At 62.7% G+C, this 17,905-nt stretch carries 12 protein-coding genes and 1 pseudogene; 10 read left to right on the forward strand and 3 right to left on the reverse strand.

The genetic code is table 11. The annotated features are described in order from the left end of the window. Positions 1 to 42 precede the first annotated feature (42 nt). From ACS5PJ_RS04810 to ACS5PJ_RS04850, 9 genes and pseudogenes are all read left to right on the forward strand, one after another. Positions 43 to 1,338, forward strand: a complete 1,296-nt coding sequence (locus ACS5PJ_RS04810; RefSeq protein ID WP_439433773.1) for an ABC transporter substrate-binding protein — start codon at positions 43 to 45, stop codon at positions 1,336 to 1,338. A 40-nt stretch (positions 1,339 to 1,378) separates the two neighbouring features. Then, the gene (locus ACS5PJ_RS04815; protein WP_439433774.1) at positions 1,379 to 2,332 is read left to right on the forward strand and encodes a carbohydrate ABC transporter permease; all 954 of its coding nucleotides are present in this window, start codon (positions 1,379 to 1,381) and stop codon (positions 2,330 to 2,332) included. Further along, a complete protein-coding gene (locus ACS5PJ_RS04820; protein ID WP_439433775.1) occupies positions 2,329 to 3,258 on the forward strand; it encodes a carbohydrate ABC transporter permease in 930 nt (309 codons plus the stop codon). The genes ACS5PJ_RS04815 and ACS5PJ_RS04820 overlap by 4 nt, the downstream gene beginning before the upstream one ends. Before the next feature lie 101 nt (positions 3,259 to 3,359). Then, on the forward strand, positions 3,360 to 5,351 hold the full coding sequence (locus tag ACS5PJ_RS04825) for a polysaccharide lyase family protein (RefSeq protein WP_439433776.1): 1,992 nt from the start codon (positions 3,360 to 3,362) through the stop codon (positions 5,349 to 5,351). Positions 5,352 to 5,427: 76 nt separating this feature from the next. Beyond that, a complete protein-coding gene (locus tag ACS5PJ_RS04830; protein WP_439433777.1) occupies positions 5,428 to 7,455 on the forward strand; it encodes a beta-galactosidase in 2,028 nt (675 codons plus the stop codon). 58 nt (positions 7,456 to 7,513) lie between these two features. Next, complete coding sequence (locus ACS5PJ_RS04835; protein ID WP_439433778.1) at positions 7,514 to 8,554, forward strand: family 43 glycosylhydrolase; 1,041 nt, start codon at positions 7,514 to 7,516, stop codon at positions 8,552 to 8,554. 10 nt (positions 8,555 to 8,564) lie between these two features. Further along, positions 8,565 to 9,623 (forward strand): hypothetical protein, encoded by a 1,059-nt coding sequence (locus ACS5PJ_RS04840; protein ID WP_439433779.1) that lies wholly within the window; start codon positions 8,565 to 8,567, stop codon positions 9,621 to 9,623. Next, a pseudogene (tatA, locus tag ACS5PJ_RS04845) lies at positions 9,590 to 9,790 on the forward strand (Sec-independent protein translocase subunit TatA); the annotation flags it as partial. The gene ACS5PJ_RS04840 and the pseudogene tatA, both read left to right, overlap by 34 nt. Positions 9,791 to 9,861: 71 nt before the next feature. Further along, positions 9,862 to 10,644, forward strand: a complete 783-nt coding sequence (locus ACS5PJ_RS04850; protein WP_439434114.1) for a TIM barrel protein — start codon at positions 9,862 to 9,864, stop codon at positions 10,642 to 10,644. Between the two features lie 11 nt (positions 10,645 to 10,655). Here ACS5PJ_RS04850 and katG read toward each other — a convergent pair whose 3' ends face one another. From katG to ACS5PJ_RS04865, 3 genes are all read right to left on the reverse strand, one after another. Continuing rightward, the gene (katG, locus tag ACS5PJ_RS04855) at positions 10,656 to 12,950 is read right to left on the reverse strand and encodes a catalase/peroxidase HPI (RefSeq protein WP_439433780.1); all 2,295 of its coding nucleotides are present in this window, start codon (positions 12,948 to 12,950) and stop codon (positions 10,656 to 10,658) included. 209 nt (positions 12,951 to 13,159) lie between these two features. Further along, positions 13,160 to 14,590 (reverse strand): MFS transporter, encoded by a 1,431-nt coding sequence (locus tag ACS5PJ_RS04860; RefSeq protein WP_439433781.1) that lies wholly within the window; start codon positions 14,588 to 14,590, stop codon positions 13,160 to 13,162. 408 nt (positions 14,591 to 14,998) lie between these two features. After that, on the reverse strand, positions 14,999 to 15,973 hold the full coding sequence (locus ACS5PJ_RS04865; RefSeq protein WP_439433782.1) for a sugar-binding transcriptional regulator: 975 nt from the start codon (positions 15,971 to 15,973) through the stop codon (positions 14,999 to 15,001). A gap of 123 nt (positions 15,974 to 16,096) precedes the next feature. On the opposite strand from ACS5PJ_RS04865, the gene ACS5PJ_RS04870 reads away from it, so the two are divergent. Further along, positions 16,097 to 17,899, forward strand: coding sequence for a glycerol-3-phosphate dehydrogenase/oxidase (locus tag ACS5PJ_RS04870; protein WP_439433783.1), 1,803 nt, complete (start codon positions 16,097 to 16,099; stop codon positions 17,897 to 17,899). The last annotated feature ends 6 nt before the right edge of the window (positions 17,900 to 17,905 follow it).

Below are 17,905 nucleotides of genomic sequence, written 5' to 3' on the forward strand. Positions count from 1 at the left end.
AGTCGAGCGTCTTGATGACACGACTTGAGCAAGGAGGCTCTTATGATCAACAGAAGAAATTTCCTCACCACCGCAGCCGTCGGCGCCGCGTCCGCCGCAGCCCTGGCGGCCTGCGGAACCGGGTCCAGCACCACCAGTGGCGGGGCCACGGGCTCGGCTGAGAACCCGGTCACCATCAACTACACCTGGTGGGGCAACGATGACCGCGCCACCCGCACCCGCAAAGCCATTGAACTCTTTGAGTCCAAGAACAAAGACATCAAGATTGCTGGAAACTTCACGGATTTCGGTGGGTATTGGCCGAAGCGTGCCACCGAGGCAGCCGGCGGCGGCCTGCCCGACGTCATGCAGTGGGACCTCTCCTACCTCCGCGATTACGGCCAGCGGAACCAGCTCCTGGACCTGGGCACCGTTAAGATCAACACGGACGCCTTCGACAAGACGCTTCTCCCCTCCGGCCAGATCAAGGGCAAGACCTACGGAATTCCCACCAGCACCAACGTTTTCGCGGTGTACTACGATCCCGCCAAGCTTGCCTCCCTCGGCGTTGCGGAGCCGGATGGCTCCTGGACCTATGCGGAGTACAACAAGTTCCTGACCGAGGTCGGAGCCAAAAGTAACGGGGCGCTCTTCGGCGGCACTGACTACACCGGTGTGTGGTGGATGTTCAACATCTGGCTGCGCCAGAACAAGATCCAGGCCTTCACCGGGGACGGCAAGCTCGGCTTCAGCAAGGACGACCTGAAGAAGTGGTGGAACACCACCTCAGGCCTGCGCGGAACGCCTGCCTTCGTGTCGGAGGAGCGCATTACCCAGTTGCTGCCCAAATCGCCGTTCGGCTCGAATGTGACTGCCACGGAAGTCACCTGGGACAACTTCATGGCCGGCTACCTGGCGGACAGCGGCGCCAAGGAACTCAAACTCGTTCCCGTCCCCTCGGATGATCAGGACAACCTCGGGCTCTTCCCCAAGCCGTCCATGCTGATGTCGGCCAGCGCCAAGACCAAGTACAAAGAGCAGGCTGCCCGGTTCATTGACTTCATGGTCAACGATCCCGAGGTGGGCCAGATCTTCAAGACCTCCCGGGGTGTTCCGGCGTCGAAGACCCAGCGTGACGGCACCACTTTTGAAGGCACCGACAAACTGGTTGTTGACTACGAGAAGTCCATCGAGAAGTATCTCAAGGACGCCCCCGAGCCGCCGATCGTCGGTTTCGGCACCCTCGAATCCTCATTCAAGCGGGTTGCCTCGGACCTGAACTACGGCAAGCTGACTATCGACGGCGCCACGGACGCGTGGTTCAAGGAAGCCGAAGACCTCATCAAGCAGAACGCCTAGCAGCGCTCTGCCAGGCCTTCACAACTGACGGAATGAACTCGTGACTCAAAGCCCAACCCTGAGCAGGCGTTCGGTATCGCCGTCCGCTCCCGCTCCGCGTAAATCCAAGCGGAGCGGGGCGGACGCCCGCGCCGGCTACACCTTCCTGCTGCCCTGGCTGCTGGGATTCATCGCCCTGACCGTAGGCCCGATGGTTTCCTCGCTCTACCTCTCCTTCACCAACTACAACCTGTTCGAACCGCCCAAGTGGATCGGGCTGGACAACTACACCACCCTGTTCCAGGACGAACGGTTCCTGCAGTCGGTGGGCGTGACCGTCTCCTACGTGGTCTTCGGCACCCCGCTCAAGCTCGCCGCCGCCCTCGCCGTGGCGATGCTGCTGAACAGCAAGCGCAAGGGCCAGGGGTTCTACCGGTCCGCGTTCTACGCCCCGTCCCTGATCGGCGCGTCGGTCTCCATCGCCATTGTCTGGAAGGCGATGTTCGGCGATTCCGGCCCGGTGGACCAGGGCCTGTCCTTCTTCGGGATCAACCTCGGCGGCTGGGTGGGCAACCCCAACCTGAGCATTCCCATGATGATCCTGCTGACGGTCTGGCAGTTCGGCGCCCCGATGGTCATCTTCCTCGCCGGTCTCAAACAAGTACCGGGTGAACTGTATGAGGCGGCGTCGATGGACGGTGCCGGCCCCATCCGGAAGTTCCTGAACATCACCTGGCCCATGCTCTCCCCGGTGATCTTCTTCAACCTGCTGATGGAAACCATCCACGCGTTCCAGATCTTCGCCTCGGCCTACATCATCTCCAACGGTGAAGGCGGCCCGGCCGGCTCCACCCTCTTCTACACCCTCTACCTGTACCTGCGCGGCTTCAGCGACTTCCGGATGGGCTACGCCTCGGCCATGGCCTGGCTGCTGCTGATCGTGGTCGGCATCATCACGCTGGTCATCTTCAAAACCTCCAAGTCCTGGGTCCACTACAGCGGAGACACGAAATGACCACGACGGCAATCCCCACTGATTCCAACCCGGACGCGCGCGCAAACCGCACTCCGGCCTCCGATTACAACCCCAAATCGGAGTCGGCGGTCAGCCGCGGGGTCAAAAGCGCGGCCTTCCACGTGGTATCACTGGCACTCATCGCCGTGGTCCTCTACCCGGCCCTCTGGATGATTGCTTCCTCCTTCAAACCAAACTCCGAAATCATCGGCAACCCAGCCATTTGGTCCGCGAACTTCAGTTTCGATAACTTCGCCAAATCCTTGGAAGGGATCGGCGGGGTCTCCACCCTGACCTTCTTCACCAACTCCCTGGTCCTGGCCATCGGAGCCGTCGTGGGCACGGTCCTTTCCGCGTCAGTTTCGGCCTACGCGTTCGCCCGGATCAAGTTCCCGGGACGCAGCGTGTTCTTCGGCATGATGATCGCCACCCTGCTCCTGCCCTTCCACGTGGTGATCATCCCGCAGTACATCATCTTCAACCAGCTCGGCCTCGTGGACACCTACGTCCCGCTCCTGATCGGCAAATTCCTCGCCGGGGACGCGTTCTTCGTCTTCCTCATGGTCCAGTTCATGCGCAACCTCCCCTCCGAACTTGACGAAGCAGCCAGGATCGACGGCGCCGGCCACGTCCGGATCTTCACCGCCATCATGCTCCCGCTGATGAAACCGGCCCTGATCTCCACCTCGATCTTCTCCTTCATCTGGAGCTGGAACGACTTCCTGGGCCCGCTGCTCTACCTGAACACCCCCGAGAAATACCCGCTGCCGCTGGCCCTGCGCCTCTTCGTGGACCAGACCCAGTCCTCGGACTACGGAGCCATGATCGCCATGTCCGTCCTGGCCCTCCTCCCGGTCCTGATCTTCTTCCTCGTCTTCCAGCGCTACATCGTCGAAGGCGTCTCCACCCAGGGCCTCAAAGGCTGACAGCCGGTCCGCCGGCACCCAATTGATTGACCCGGAATACGAAACAGCCTGATTGAAACGATTCGATCAGGACCCATGCAACGACGCAAAGGAGATCTTCCATGTCCAATTCCATCGCCCGCCGTACAGTCCTGGGCCTCATGGGGGCGGCCGCAGGTGCTGCAGTCCTGCCCACATATGCCTCCTCACGGGCATCGGCCTGGAACGGTGCAGACGTCACAATCGCTGACAACGGTTCAACGGTCACCCTCAGCAACGGCATCGTCAAGTTCGATGTGGTCAAAGCCAGTGCAGACATCAAGAACCTTTATCTCCTTGGCAGCAACCAAGGGAACGCGGGCCTGAACCTCCTCAGCGGCCCCCATGGTCACGGGTACACAACCTTTGACTACTCCGGCGCAGCAAGGTCCACGGGCATGAAGGGCGGAGCTTTCCGTGTGGTCAGCCAGAGCCCGGACCGTATCGAAGTTTCAATTCTCTCGAACGACCCCACCAAGAACACGTTCTACGTGGACATCCGGATCGCCCTCGAACGGGGATCGTCAGGCCTCTACCAGTACTGGATCACCAAGTACACGGAGAACATGCCGGACGGCCTCACCTTCGGACAACTGCGGTATGCCTTTTCCACCGGCGATGATCCCGCCTTTAAGTGGTTCGTCGTCGACGATGAACGTGGAATCCAGCAGCGTCCGACCATCGCAGACACCCAGAACTGGGTTGTCCTCCAGGATTCAACTGAAGTCTTGCCGGACGGCTCGATCTATTCCAAATACCAGAACTCCACAAACCTTGAGGGAGACAACCATGTCTTCATGATCTCTAACGGCAAGGTGGGGCTGTCTCTCGTTCAGGCGAGCAAGGAAGCCTTTGGCGGCCCCACCCGCCCCGAGCTCACATGCCACGACTACTACGAGGGCATGATCCTGCTCTGGCACCCGCTCACGGGCCACTATGGCGAGCCGGACACCCAGCCCGCTCGAGGCTGGGAAAAGGTATACGGACCTTTCTTCCTCCATGTGGGCGAAGCGGCTGTGGGCGACGAACGCGCGAATGTCGCAGCGCTTTGGGATGACGCAAAACGTGTAGCGGACCGCGAACAGGCCGCCTGGCCGTACGCCTGGGTCACCGAGCCGATCTATGCGGCCAAGGAACGTTCCACCGTCACTGGCAAGCTCAATGTAGCCACCTTGGGCGCTGTCGACAACGGCTGGGCCATCCTGTACCAGCCAGGACCTGACCGCGAGTTCCGGGGTGTCACCCTGGACGGGACCGACTGGCAGTACCTGAGCCTCGACTACACCTACGCGGCCAAGATCGGCCCGGGTGGCAGATTCAGCATCCCGGCCGTTCGCCCCGGCAACTACACACTGGCCGCTTTCACCAAAGGCGCGATGGGGGAGTACCGGAAGGAGAACATCACCGTCCCGGCCGGCACGAGCGTCGACACCGGCATACACGTGTGGCGACCCGAAAGTTATGGCCCCACGTTGTGGCAGATCGGCACGCCGGACCGATCATCGGAGGAATTCTTCATCCACGGCGGGCCAACCGGCTACAGGGAGAACCTGACGTGGCTGGAGTACCCGTACGACTTCCCCAACGGGGTGGACTTCAAGGTCGGGGTAGATGACCCTGCGAAGAAATGGAACTACTTCCACCCGGGGCTGAAGACACCCGGAACCGCAAAGCAGCTCGAATGGCGTGGCACCACACCGGATACCTCGCTCGAGACCTGGAAGATCCGTTTCGATTCCCACCGATACGAGCGCGGCACCGGCTATCTCGACATCGCGCTGGCCGCGCAGGTGTATGCCACGTTGGCTGTCACGCTCAATGGCACCCCGATTGCCACGTTCGACCCGCTGCCCGGGGTCCCCGGAGACAACTCCTCCTACCGGCTCACAGCCCGCTCAATGTACCGGAAGCTCCAGACCATCGAGTTCCCGGCCGCGCTGATCCAGGACGGGGAGAACGTGATCACGCTTGCGAACGTGCGGCCGCCAGAGGTCCCCATCGCCGATAACTGGATGGCACCCATGGGCGGCATTATGTACGACAGCCTCCGCTTGCAGGTCAACGAAGGCTCCTAAGGTCTCCCTCTGGCCTTTCCCCGCGTGTATCGACACGCGGGGAAAGGCCCCAAATCATCAAGCACCAGGAAACATCGTGACCAAACCCCCGTACCCACCCGTGGATTCCCCCCATCTTTACGTCGGCGCCAACTACCATCCCCATGACTCAGCCCCGGAACAGTGGGAGCGTGACATCAGCATGATGTCAGCGGCAGGTCTCACAGTTGTCAGGCTCGGGCACCTCGCATGGGACAGCTACGAACCCGAGGACGGGCGGTTCGAGTTTGAGTGGTTCGACCGCGTTATGGATCTGATGCACGGCGCGGGGATCGGAGTGATCCTAGATATCGCGGTGCGTCCCGCGCCGCTGTGGCTGCACCGGAAGCACCCCACCATTGACATCACGGACTCGAGCGGCAACCGGCTGTATGCCAACACGCGCTATATGGTCGACGTCGGCGATCCGGCCTACCGGGAACACGCTCTACGCTTCACTGACAAACTGACGCTTCGCTATGCTGATCACCCTGCGCTCCTGGCTTTCGGTATCGACAATGAGCCGGGGGATGGTCCGTATTCCTACAGTGAGTCGGTTCGGTCCCGCTTCATCGGCTGGCTCCGTAAGAAGTATGGGAATGTCGGGAACCTCAACCGTTCCTGGGCCGGGCAGCGGTGGTCGCGTCGCATCGGGGACTTCAACGAGATCGGACTGCCGAGATCGGGGGCAATCGATGGTGCACCGGAGCGGGTACTCGACTTCCGCCGCTTCGTATCGGACGAGATAAACGAGTTCCTGCTTTCCGTCATGGGACGGACCGAGCAGAATGCTCCCGGAGCACTCCTCACCACGAATGCCTGGTACTACAAAGAAGATGCGCGTTACTTCGACTACGCGGAGATCGCCTATACCGGCCGGATGAGCCGGGGCGGGATGGGGTTTTATCCTGGCTATTCGATCGTAAACAACGAGGGGCTTTACGAAGCTCTTCTGGGGCTTGCACGGATCCAGTTCGAAAACGAGACTCCGTTCTGGTGCACAGAGTTCACCACCATGACAGCAGTTCCAGGTTCCGTGCGAAAAACCGCGTACGCATCACTCCTCTCCGGAAACCAGATGGTCTGTGGGTGGACCTGGCAGTCTATGCGCGGCGGCGAAGAACAATACCTGCAGGGGATGGTGGATTGGGACGGCGAGCCCAACCGGAAGTACGACGAGTACCGTCAGATCGCGGAAGAATTCGGCAAGATCGAAAACTTCGGGTTTCCGTACCGCCCCCGGGCCGAGATTGCCTTGGCGTTCTCTTTCGACAGCCAGCTCGCGAGCGCGTCCTTCCCGGAAAAGCACGACCAGCAGCTCCAAACCTGTTTCAACGCGGTACTCGAGCGCAACCTGGACCAGCGGGTGATCGACCTCAGCCGCAGTACGCTGCAGGGCTACAGAATCCTCGTCATACCAGGGGCTGCCCTCATCGACGAAGTCTCCGCTGCCAACATCCGCAGGTTCGTTGCACGAGGTGGAACCGCCATCATGACGTCCTACTCCGCCTTTGCAGACTCCACCGGCCAGGTCTTGAGTACCGCACGGCCGGGCCTCCTCGATGATGTCTTCGGGGTGCGGCTCGGTGGGTACCAGGAAACGGCGCTGCTCAACCAGCTGACCTCGGGGCGGGTGGCTGGCAACTTCCTGGACATCATCTTCGGTGAAGCGCGGATCCGGACCGAAGCGCCACGCTTCGACGAGGTCCACCTTCGAGGGGCCAGTGCCACGGCGTCGATTGCCGGCCTCGATCGAGAGTACCCGGTGGTAACCGTCAACGAGTTCGGGGAGGGCCGCGCGATTTACCTCGGGCTTCCGGCCAGACGCGCCCTGTTCGACGCCGTCCTGGACGCCGAGATCGAGCGCATGCCCATCCGACGGGCCCCTGACGCACCCCCAGGCGTACTTGTGCGATTGATCGACGAAACACATGTTCTTTACGTCAACCTCGATGGAGTGGACAAACCGATCACGACGAGCCAGCACTCTCGAAGCATTCTGTACGACCGTGACTATCCGAACGGTTTCACGCTTGCGCCGTTCGACGCAGATTTCGTGGAAATTCTTGACCCCATCACCACCTGACCTACGTGGAAACCCAGTCCAGGTTCCACGCTCCAACCCACACTCTGAAAGACCTGACATGTCCAAAATTTTTCCCGGGCAGCCATGGCTCGATACCAACGGCAACCGGATCCAAGCGCACTCCGGCTACATCTATTTCGAGGACGGCGTCTTCTACTGGTATGGCGAGAACAAGGAACGGACAGCGCCCGGTTCCGGCATCTGGCACTGGGGGATCCGCTGCTATTCCTCGACTGACCTCGTCACCTGGGAGGACCGCGGCCTGATTATCCCGCCGACGCCCGAGGACGTTGACTCCCCGCTGCACCCCACCAAACTGCTTGACCGCCCACACATCATCAAGCACCCGGAGACCGGAAAATACGTGTGCTGGATCAAAATCATGGGAGAGGGCCTGAACCAGCGCACTACTGTTCTAACGGCAGATCACCTCCTCGGCCCCTACGAAATCGTCGCCACCGGCCTTAAGCCCCTGGGAATGAATGCGGGCGACTTCGATCTCGTCGTCGACCCGACTGATGGCAAGGCTTACTACTACTTCGAGCGGGTCCACAGCGAGATGATCTGTGCGGATCTCACGCCCGACTTCACCGACGTTACCGGCTACTACTCAACCCACTTTCCGCAGCCGGGCCCGCCGGATGTGCGGGAGGCGCCCGCTTACTTCCGCAGAGGGTCCAAGCACTACCTCATCACGTCGGGGACATCGGGATACTTTCCCAACGCCTCAGAGGTAGCAGTGGCCGATACCTACCACGGGCCGTGGACGGTCCTGGGTGACCCGCATCCCGGCGACACCAGTAAGACCTCATACCGGACCCAGATCAGTTCCGTCTTCCGTCACCCCCACAAGCGTGACCTCTACATCGCCCTGGCTGACCGCTGGCTGCCTGATCTTTCACCGGAAGAATCCAACCAAACCGATCGCTACCGGCGACTGTTCAGCGGCGGGGATGCGAACACGGAAAAAGCAGATGAGTCCGTCCAGCATCAGTCAGACCTTCGCGTTGCCGAGTACGTCTGGCTCCCCATCAGTTTCGACGGCGACGTGCCACGGATCGACTGGCGCGACGCATGGTCACCCGAAGAGTTCGATTGAGCCACTCAGGTTGAAGGAGTCAACAGCGCCAAAAGCCGTGGCAACGGCGCTCCTGGACAGCGGTGACCCCGGCTTGGCCCTCCTCGAAGTCGACACTGGCCCGTTGCGCGCTGTCTTCCTGCCTTCGGTCGGGGGCCGGCTCCTGTCATTGCGCGTCGACGGGCACGAACTTCTGTGGGTGAACCCTCGCATCTTCGACACTGCCTTCAGGGCGCTCGTCCCACGATCAGCCTGGCCGGCGGTAGACGGCAGCTTTTCGTCCTGGACGAACGTGGGCGGATCCAAGACCTGGCCGGCCCCGCAGGGCTGGGACGGGAACCAGCAGTGGGCCGGACCGCCCGACGCGGTCCTCGACTCGGGGCAATGGTCACTCACCACGACGGAGCTACCTGGGGAGTTGACTGTCACGATGGTCAGCCCCCATGACCCCCGCACCGGGCTGTGCATCACGCGCGAATTTACCTTCACCGCAGAATCAACAAGCTTTCACGAAACCATCCGCTTCCTCAACATCTCCAATCGGAAAGTCCAGTGGTCCGCCTGGGAGGTCGTGCAAACCGACACCTCGGCTGGTGGGGTCGTTGAGGTTAGAGTCTCCAGCGACGCGCCCCCTATCGACTTGGGACGCTACGCCGGTACGACGGAAGTTTCGGTGGCAGACGGCATTGCCCGGTTGCGGGTAGCGCCCGGCGTGGCGAAGGTTGGCTTCCCCAGCGCAACAGGACACGTGGCATGGTCAGGAGCAGATGGGGGGATTCTGCAACTGACCGTAAGGGTGGACGAAGACGCCTTCTATCCTGATGGCGGGTCCCGTGTTGAGCTATGGACACAGTCGCCGCTCCAGCAACCCCTTGGCCAGCTGGACGGGTTCCATCCCGACGCCTGGCTCGTGGAGATGGAAGTCCTCTCCCCTCTGCACAGACTCGGCCCGGGTGAAAGCGCGGACTTCGCTATTAAGTGGAATTCCGGGAGTCGGGCCGCCAGCTGTGAACGTCCAACAAACACCAGTGAAGTACCGAAGAAAGGAACCAGCCCGTGGGAAGACTCTTTGACGGCCCCTGGCCAATGATCATCATCATTGTTGTTGCACTGCTTCTCTTTGCCTCACCCAAACTTCCGGCGATGGCTCGAAGTCTTGGACAGTCGATGAGAATCATCAAGTCCGAGGTGAAGGAAATGAAGAACGACGACCAAGCCGCAGGCCCCGATGCGGCAGGGCAGATAAAGGAAACGATGCCCTGATGAGTTCCATCGCGGCCAACCTGGAATGACTGTTCACCGAAGCCGGAGACTCCACGGCCGACCGCATCCGTGCCGCGGGCGCGCACGGCATTGACGCCGTCGAGATCTGGGGCTGGCGCGACAAAGACCTGGCGGGCATTCGGGCTGCCCTCCACGAGACTGGAGTGACGCTTCTGTCGCTGGTAGTGGATCCGCAGTTGCAGCTCACTGATCCGGTGACACACGACGCGTACCTCGTCGGTGTACGCCAGTCACTCGACGTCGCTCAGCGGCTCGGAGCTCCGAACCTCGTCGTGGTGGCAGGGCATGAGGTGCCAGGCGCCGATCGTGCCGACCAGCACGCGGCGGTCGTCTCAGTGCTCTCCCGTGCCGCCGAACTGCTGGAGGGCAGTGACGTCACGCTGTTGCTGGAGAATCTGAATTCCCGGGTTGACCACATCGGCACCTACCTCGACTCGACACGTGAGGGACTCGACATAGTCCGCGAGGTGGGATCACCGCACTTGCTCCTACTGCTGGACGCGTACCACGCGCTCGTCATGGGCGAGGACCTGGCGCGTGAGATCGGTGAGGACATCGGTTTGATCGGTCATGTGCAGGTCGCGGATGCTCCCGGCCGCCACGAACCAGGCACCGGGTCGCTCGATTGGGAAGCGCAGTTCGGAATTCTTCGCGGCCTCGGCTACACCGGCCGCTGGGGTATGGAATACCTGCCGCAGGCGGAAACGACCGCATCTCTCGCCGAGGTGGAGCGCATCGCCGCCAAGGTCGAGGGCGGGCGCGCTGAAGGCACGCCGCATCACGCCCGCGCACAACCATCTGGTCATGAACGGACCGGCGGCCGCTGACTAAGCCGGGGTCAGTTCAGGTCGAACCGGTCGAGCTCCATGACCTTGACCCAGGCCGCAACGAAGTCGTTGACGAACTTCTCCTTGGCGTCGTCGCTGGCATAGACCTCGGCCAGCGCCCGGAGCTGGGAGTTCGATCCGAAGACCAGGTCCACCGAGGTGGCGGTCCATTTCCGCTCGCCGGTGGCGACGTCTGTGATCTCGTAGACGTCCTCCTCCGTTTCCGATGCCTTCCACTTCGTGCCGGGGGATAGAAGGTTGACGAAGAAGTCATTCGTCAGCGCCTGGGGCCTGTCGGTCAAGACGCCGTGGGCGGAGCCGCCGAGGTTGGTGCCGAGGGCACGCATGCCGCCAACGAGGACCGTCATCTCCGGTGCGGAGAGGTCCAGCAGGTAGGCCTTGTCGAGCAGGAGAGTCTCCGGCTGGAGCTTTCCTCCGGGACGCACGTAGTTGCGGAACCCGTCCGCCCGCGGCTGCAGGTACTGGAAGGACTCGACGTCGGTCTGCTCCTGGGCAGCGTCGGTGCGGCCCGGCCGGAACGGCACGGTGACGGCGAAGCCGGCGTCCTTCGCGGCCTTTTCCACCGCCGCGCAGCCGCCGAGGACGATCAGGTCAGCAAGTGAGACCTTTTTGCCTCCGGTCTGGGCGGAGTTGAACTGCTGCTGCACCGCCTCGATCGCCTGCAGCGCAGACCCCAGCTGCTCGGGCTCACTGGCTTCCCAGCCGCGCTGGGGTTCCAGCCGGATCCGTGCTCCGTTGGCTCCGCCGCGTTTGTCCGTCTTGCGGAAGGTGGACGCCGAGGTCCATGCCGTGCTGGCCAGCTGCGAGACGGACAGGCCCGAGTCCAGGAGCTGGGCCTTTAGCCCGGCGATGTCCTGCTCGTTGACCAGCTCGTGATCCACCTCCGGGACAGGGTCCTGCCAGAGCTGCGGGGCAGGAACCCAGGGCCCGAGCATGTGCGGACCGACGGGACCCATATCGCGGTGGAGCAATTTGTACCAGGCCTTCGCGAACGCGAGCGCAAACTCGTCCGGATGCGCCAGGAAGCGCCGCCCTATCTCGCCGTAGATCGGGTCGACGCGCAGCGACAGGTCTGTGGTCAGCATGGTGGGGCGGTGTTTCTTCGACGGATCGTGCGCGTCCGGGATGATCTCCGGGGCGTCCTTGGCGACCCACTGGTGCGCGCCGCCGGGGCTCGTCACGAGCTCCCACTCGTACTCGAACAGGATCTCCAGGAATCGGTTGCTCCACTGGGTGGGCTTGTCAGTCCAGGTGACTTCGAGGCCTGACGTGATGGTGTCGCCGCCCTTGCCGCTGCCGTAAGTACTGAGCCAGCCCAGCCCCTGGTTCTCCAGATCGGCGCCCTCCGGCTCGGGGCCGACGTAATCGTCGGCCACAGCGGCGCCGTGGGTCTTGCCGAAGGTGTGCCCGCCGGCGATCAGCGCGAACGTTTCTTCGTCGTTCATCGCCATGCGCTTGAAGGTCTCGCGGATGAACGCTGCTGCGAGTTTGGGATCCGGGTTGCCCATGGGCCCCTCGGGGTTGACGTAAATCAGGCCCATCTCTGTGGAGCCGACCTCCTCCGCCATTTGGCCTTCGCCGATATAGCGTTCGTCGCCGAGCCAGGTGTCCTCAGGGCCCCAGAAGATTTCCTCGGGCTCCCACACGTCCTCGCGGCCGAACGCGAAACCAAAGGTCTTGAAGCCCATGGATTCGAGGGCCACGTTGCCCGCCAGGACCAACAGGTCGGCCCACGAGAGTTTCTGGCCGTACTTCTGCTTGACGGGCCACAGCAGCCGCCGGGCCTTGTCCAGGTTGGCGTTGTCCGGCCAGCTGTTGAGCGGCGCGAACCGCTGGCTGCCGTCCCCTGCGCCGCCGCGGCCATCGTGGACGCGGTAGGTGCCGGCGGCGTGCCAGCTCAGCCGGATCATCAGGCCGCCGTAGTGGCCGAAGTCGGCGGGCCACCAGTCCTGGGAGGTGGTCAGGACCTGGATGATGTCCTGCTTGAGCGCCTCGACGTCGAGCTTTTGGAATTCTTCGCGGTAACTGTACGTGGAGCCAAGCGGGTTGCCCGCTGGCTGGTGTGCGTGGAGAACGCTGAGATCGAGCTGGTTTGGCCACCAGTCTGCGACGGTCCGCGGCCGGTGCGCCTTGGGCTCCGGCGAGTCGATGGCAGGGTTTTCACTCTCGCTGCCGCGGGACGTCGCGCTGTCGTGGGCAACCGGGCAGCCACCCTCAACCTTGCTGTCCAGGCCCTGGGCGCTTCCCGGGGTGGGGACCGGAGGGTGTTCCTGGCTATCGCTCATGTGCTTCCTTCCATATGGCCGAGGCCGTGGACGGACTCGGGCGGCCGGTTCAACCCTCCTATTTGACCATGAGCGCGCTCCGCAGGGGAGGGGCTTTTCCTCTGGTTCCAGTGCTAAACGAAAGCGGCCGACGGCGGGAAGTCCCGCCGTCGACCGCTTTCGCCGTGGGTGCCACTCCAGTGAGCGCGCCCCAGGGCGGCATCGAGCCGCTAGACCCGCACCTTCGCCGGGGCGGCTTCGCGAAGCTGCCCGAAATCCTGTGCTTCGGGGCTGGTCAATGATTGCGAATCGGCCTTGTGGGCCTCGAGGTCATCAAGCGACTTGCCCTTGGTGTCGGGGGACAGGAGGGTGGCCAGGGCGGCGACGGCGCAGATGCCGAACGTTGTCAGCCCGATAACCAGGGGGACGTTGGTGGATCCCGGAGGAGCGATCGCCGTGAAGATGCTCGGGAAGAACGATGCGATCATGAGGCCCAGGTTCTGCGACACCGCGAACCCTGTCACGCGGATCCGCATGGGGAACTGCTCCTGGAAGAACGTGGCAAAGGTCGCGTTCCACATCTGGAAGAAGATGCCTTGGACGATCACGATGCAAACGAAGACAAGTGCCAGGCTCCCCTGCTCGATGGCCCACAGGTAACCGCCGGCCAGGACGCCACCGCCGATGCCGCCGGCCACCATCAGCATCCGCCGGCCGATCCTGTCGGACAGTGCGCCGAAGAGCGGGATGGTCACTACTGCGGCCACGTTGGCCACGAGGGTCACCCAGAGGAATTCGCTGCTGGTGAAGCCGTTGCCGTAGCCCGTCTGGGTGGCGTAGGAGACGCCGAAGATGAGCGTTGCCATGCCGATCACGTTGGTAAACGTCATGATGACACAGCGGACCAGTACCCAGGGGTGGCTGCGGACGAGGTCAGCCAGGGGGAACCGGGGCTTCGTTTTGCCCGCCTTGGCCTGGGCCAGGTATGAAGGCGGCTCCTGCACGCGACGGCGGATAAAGTAGCCGGCCAGGATCACGAAGGCGCTGAGCAGGAACGGGATGCGCCAGCCCCAGGACTGGAACTGGTCGGCGGGGAGGATGGCTGCGAGGGGAAGCAGCACGGCGGTGGCAAGGATGGAGCCCACCTGGGTGCCCTGCAGACTGAAGCTTGCGAAGAAGCCGCGCCGGGCGTCGGGGGAGTGCTCGACGATCATCGCGCTGGCTCCGCCCAGTTCGCCGGCGACGGCGAAGCCCTGGATCAGGCGGAGGATCACCAGCAGGACCGGTGCCAAGGCACCAACCTGTCCGTAGGTGGGCAGAAGGCCGACGGCGAAGGTAGCGAAGCCCATCAGCAGCATGGCAAAGACGAGCACCTGCTTGCGGCCGTGCCGGTCACCGTAGGCGCCCAGGACAACCGCGCCGATCGGACGGGAAACATAACCCACTGCGTAGGTTGCGAGCGAGGCGATGATGGCCACGGTCTTGTTCTCGGACGGGAAGAAGATGGCGGGGAAGATCAGCGTCGCCGCCAAGGAATACAGCGCGAAATCGTAGTACTCAAGCGCGCTTCCGATCCAGCCGCTCATCGCGGCTTTCTTCGGATCCCGCAGGCCCGCGCTGGCTTCGGGGATGGGGCGGCTTTCGCCGGGGATGGTGCTCATGTTGATAATTTCCTTCGTCGTCTTTGGCAAAGAACCGGAACTGTTCATTCCGTATGGTGGTCGACGTGACCTTGAGGGGTCCAGGGACTCGGAAAGCCCTTTCCCTTGAATCGTTTCATCAAGGATATGCCTGTGACCGGGGTTACGTCAACGCGGCATTCACGCCCACCCCGGACGTTGCCATCTCACACGGCAACATCACCCGCGCCGCGACCGAACTCATCGCCCAACACCGCGTTCCGGCTCGCCCGGTCCCGGTCCAAGCAGCTGACCATCGTGCACAAAACCAGCGTCCTGAAGATGACGACGGGCCTAACGCCAAATGGGGGAATCCGATCAGCAAAAGTTGGAATTCCGACATTCTTTGACAGTTTTCCACTGGAGGGGCGTCTTCGGCGCAGCTGCTCGTCAGGCGCCGTCGTCGAAAGTGATCAGATGCCGGGCGGTTGCCTCATCCAGGATCAGGTCCGTGGCAAGCCCGGCCGCCAGGGCGCCCCGCAAACCGTTGATCTTGGAAGCCCCGGACACCACGCAGATTCTGCGCCGGACCTGCCTGAGCTGGGAAAGCGAAGGACCGGTGGAACGCTCATTGAGGACGATGCCGTCGGAGGAGCCGTCGCCGCGGAAAAAGACCGTTGCAACGTCGCCCACCACATCCGAGGTGGCAAGGATGTTCAGGTCCGATTCGTCCAGGTACCCGCCGGAATAGACGTGGCTGGGATAGTCAGCATCCACTGAACCCACGCCGAAGACCGCCATGGTCATCTTCGCCTGAAGCTCGAGAATCCGCTGGATGCTGCGTTCGTTCCACATGGCTGTCTTGGTGGCCGCGTGGTCAAAGAACGCCGGCACCGGAAACTGCTCCACCCTGGCGTCATAGGCAGTGCCGAAGCGGCGCATGATGTCACTCGCGTAGGTGATGCCCGTCGTGTGCATGTTCCCCGCACCGTTCAACTGCACGATGACGCTGTCGTGCGTGCTCTTCTTCGCCAGGTGGCGGCTGACGGCACTGAGAGTGGAACCCCAGGCCACGCCGATGGTCGCATTCGAATCGACCAGCGGTCCGATGGTACGCGCCGCCTGCTTGGCCACACGGTCAAGGGTCTCCGCCTCATTGAGTGTTTCGAGTACCGGAACCACGTGCACGTCCACGTCGTACCTCCGGCGAATCCGCCCCGCAAGTTCGGGGCCCGTATCCAGGGGGTTGCGGATCTGGATCTGGACCAAGCCGGAGCTGCGCGCGGCGGACAGCAGCCGGGAAACCGTGGAACGCGAGGTCCTGAGCTCCCTGGCGATTGCATCCATGGTGAGGTCCTGCAGGTAGTACATTTGTGCAGCCCGGAGGGCCTCCATATGCCGGCTGGGGTCAAGAAGAGGGTCCATCACATGTCCATTCTGCACATTCGTGCATAGCCATTGACTCCAATTTTCAATACTTCAAACAATAGAGGTGAAGGGCGGCCCACAGCAGGGTGGCCCGCATCCCACATTTTTGAAGGAGTCGTTTTGGTGCCCAAAGATCCAACCGCGCGTCCGTCTGCCAGCGCAGCCTGGCGGGAATCGGTAAAAAACCTGCGGCGTCGGCCGCACGCACGGGTGCTGGTGGTGGGCGGCGGCATCAACGGGGTGGGCACTTTCCGGGACCTTGCCTTGCAGGGCGTTGACGTGGCCCTCGTTGAGCGCGGGGACTATTGCCAAGGCGCCAGCGGAGCTTCCTCCCATATGATCCACGGCGGCATCCGCTACCTGGAAAACGGCGAGTTCCGCCTGGTCCAGGAATCCGTGGCGGAACGCAACCGGCTGCTGCGGATCGCACCGCATTACGTGAAGCCGCTGCAGACCACCATCCCCATTTTCAGCACCTTTTCGGGTGTTCTTTCAGCACCGGCGCGGTTTCTCACCCATAAGCAGCAGGGTAAGCCGAAGGAGCGTGGCGCGTTCCTCATCAAGCTCGGCCTGAGCCTCTATGACTCCTTCTCCAGGGACGGCGGCACGGTGCCGCGGCACCAGTTCGCCGGCCGCAAACGCGCCCTGGCCGAACTACCCAGCCTGCGCCCCGACGTAAAGTACGCCGCCACATATTTCGATGCTTCCGTGCATAACCCCGAACGGCTCACCCTTGACGTGCTGCAGGACGGCGAAAAGGCGGGCCGGGCCGGTTCGTCCATCGGCCAGAGCAGCAGCGCCAGGGCCAGCAACTACGTTTCCCTGCAATCCATGACCGCAGAGCCCAATGCCGGTACCGGCAGGGGCGGCACCGTTCGCCTGCGTGACGAACTGACCGGGGAGGACTTTGACTTCACCGCGGACGTCATTGTGAACACCACCGGCGCCTGGGTGGACCTCACCAACGACGCCATGGGAACAGCCTCGTCATTCATGGGTGGCACGAAAGGCTCACACATCGTCCTGGACAACCCGGAACTCCTGGACGCGTGCCGGGGCCGGGAAATCTTCTTCGAACACACCGATGGCCGCATCGTCCTCATCTACCCGATGGGAGACCGGGTCCTGGTAGGCACCACCGACGTTTATGCAGACATGGCGGAGGACGCCGTCTGCACCGACGAGGAAATCAAGTACTTTTTCGACCTGATCGGCCACGTGTTCCCCACCATTCCAGTGAACCGGGAGCAGATCGTGTACACGTTCTCCGGGGTGCGGCCTCTGCCCCGGCACGATGCAGCCCAGCCGGGATTCGTCTCACGCGATTACCGCATCGAAAGGCGCGGACCGAAGGACAACGGAACGGGCGCCGTCGTACTGAGCCTGGTAGGCGGCAAATGGACCACCTTCCGCGCGCTGGCCGAACACATGACCAACGATGTCCTGACAGAACTCGGCATGACACGAAAAGTATCCACAGCCCGGCTGGCCATCGGCGGCGGGGCCGGCTTCCCCGCTGATGAAGCGGGCGTGCAGGAGTGGATCAAGGCACACATGACCGCAGGGCGGGACGCGGACCGCACCGCCGGACTGCTGACCCGCTACGGAACACGGGCGGAAGAAGTCATGGAATACCTCGACGCCGGGCCGGACCGGCTTCTGCATTCGACCCACGAGCTCAGCGTGCGCGAGCTGGAGTTCATGGCCGCCCATGAGCAGGTGGGGCACCTGGCGGATGTCCTCATCCGCCGGACCTCCCTTGCCTTCCGGGGACTTGTGACCGGCGAACTCCTGAACGAAGCAGCTGAGGTACTGGGCGCTTCCCTGAAGTGGGACGCGGCGGCCCGCGCCAGTGAGATCCGGCATGCCCAGGACGTACTGAAGCGGTTCCACCGGGTAGAAATTCACAGCCTGGTTGCTTAAGCCTGG

This window comes from Pseudarthrobacter cremeus, assembly GCF_051857465.1.
Lineage (GTDB): Bacteria > Actinomycetota > Actinomycetes > Actinomycetales > Micrococcaceae > Arthrobacter.

Bases quoted from the DNA above. Each gene is read 5' to 3' on its own strand.
- ACS5PJ_RS04865 (WP_439433782.1), bottom strand. From the start codon at position 15,973: ATGGACCCTCTTCTTGACCCCAGCCGGCATATGGAGGCCCTCCGGGCT.
- ACS5PJ_RS04835 (WP_439433778.1), top strand. From the start codon at position 7,514: ATGTCCAAAATTTTTCCCGGGCAGCCATGGCTCGATACCAACGGCAAC.
- ACS5PJ_RS04810 (WP_439433773.1), top strand. From the start codon at position 43: ATGATCAACAGAAGAAATTTCCTCACCACCGCAGCCGTCGGCGCCGCG.
- ACS5PJ_RS04825 (WP_439433776.1), top strand. From the start codon at position 3,360: ATGTCCAATTCCATCGCCCGCCGTACAGTCCTGGGCCTCATGGGGGCG.
- katG (WP_439433780.1), bottom strand. From the start codon at position 12,950: ATGAGCGATAGCCAGGAACACCCTCCGGTCCCCACCCCGGGAAGCGCC.
- ACS5PJ_RS04820 (WP_439433775.1), top strand. From the start codon at position 2,329: ATGACCACGACGGCAATCCCCACTGATTCCAACCCGGACGCGCGCGCA.
- ACS5PJ_RS04860 (WP_439433781.1), bottom strand. From the start codon at position 14,590: ATGAGCACCATCCCCGGCGAAAGCCGCCCCATCCCCGAAGCCAGCGCG.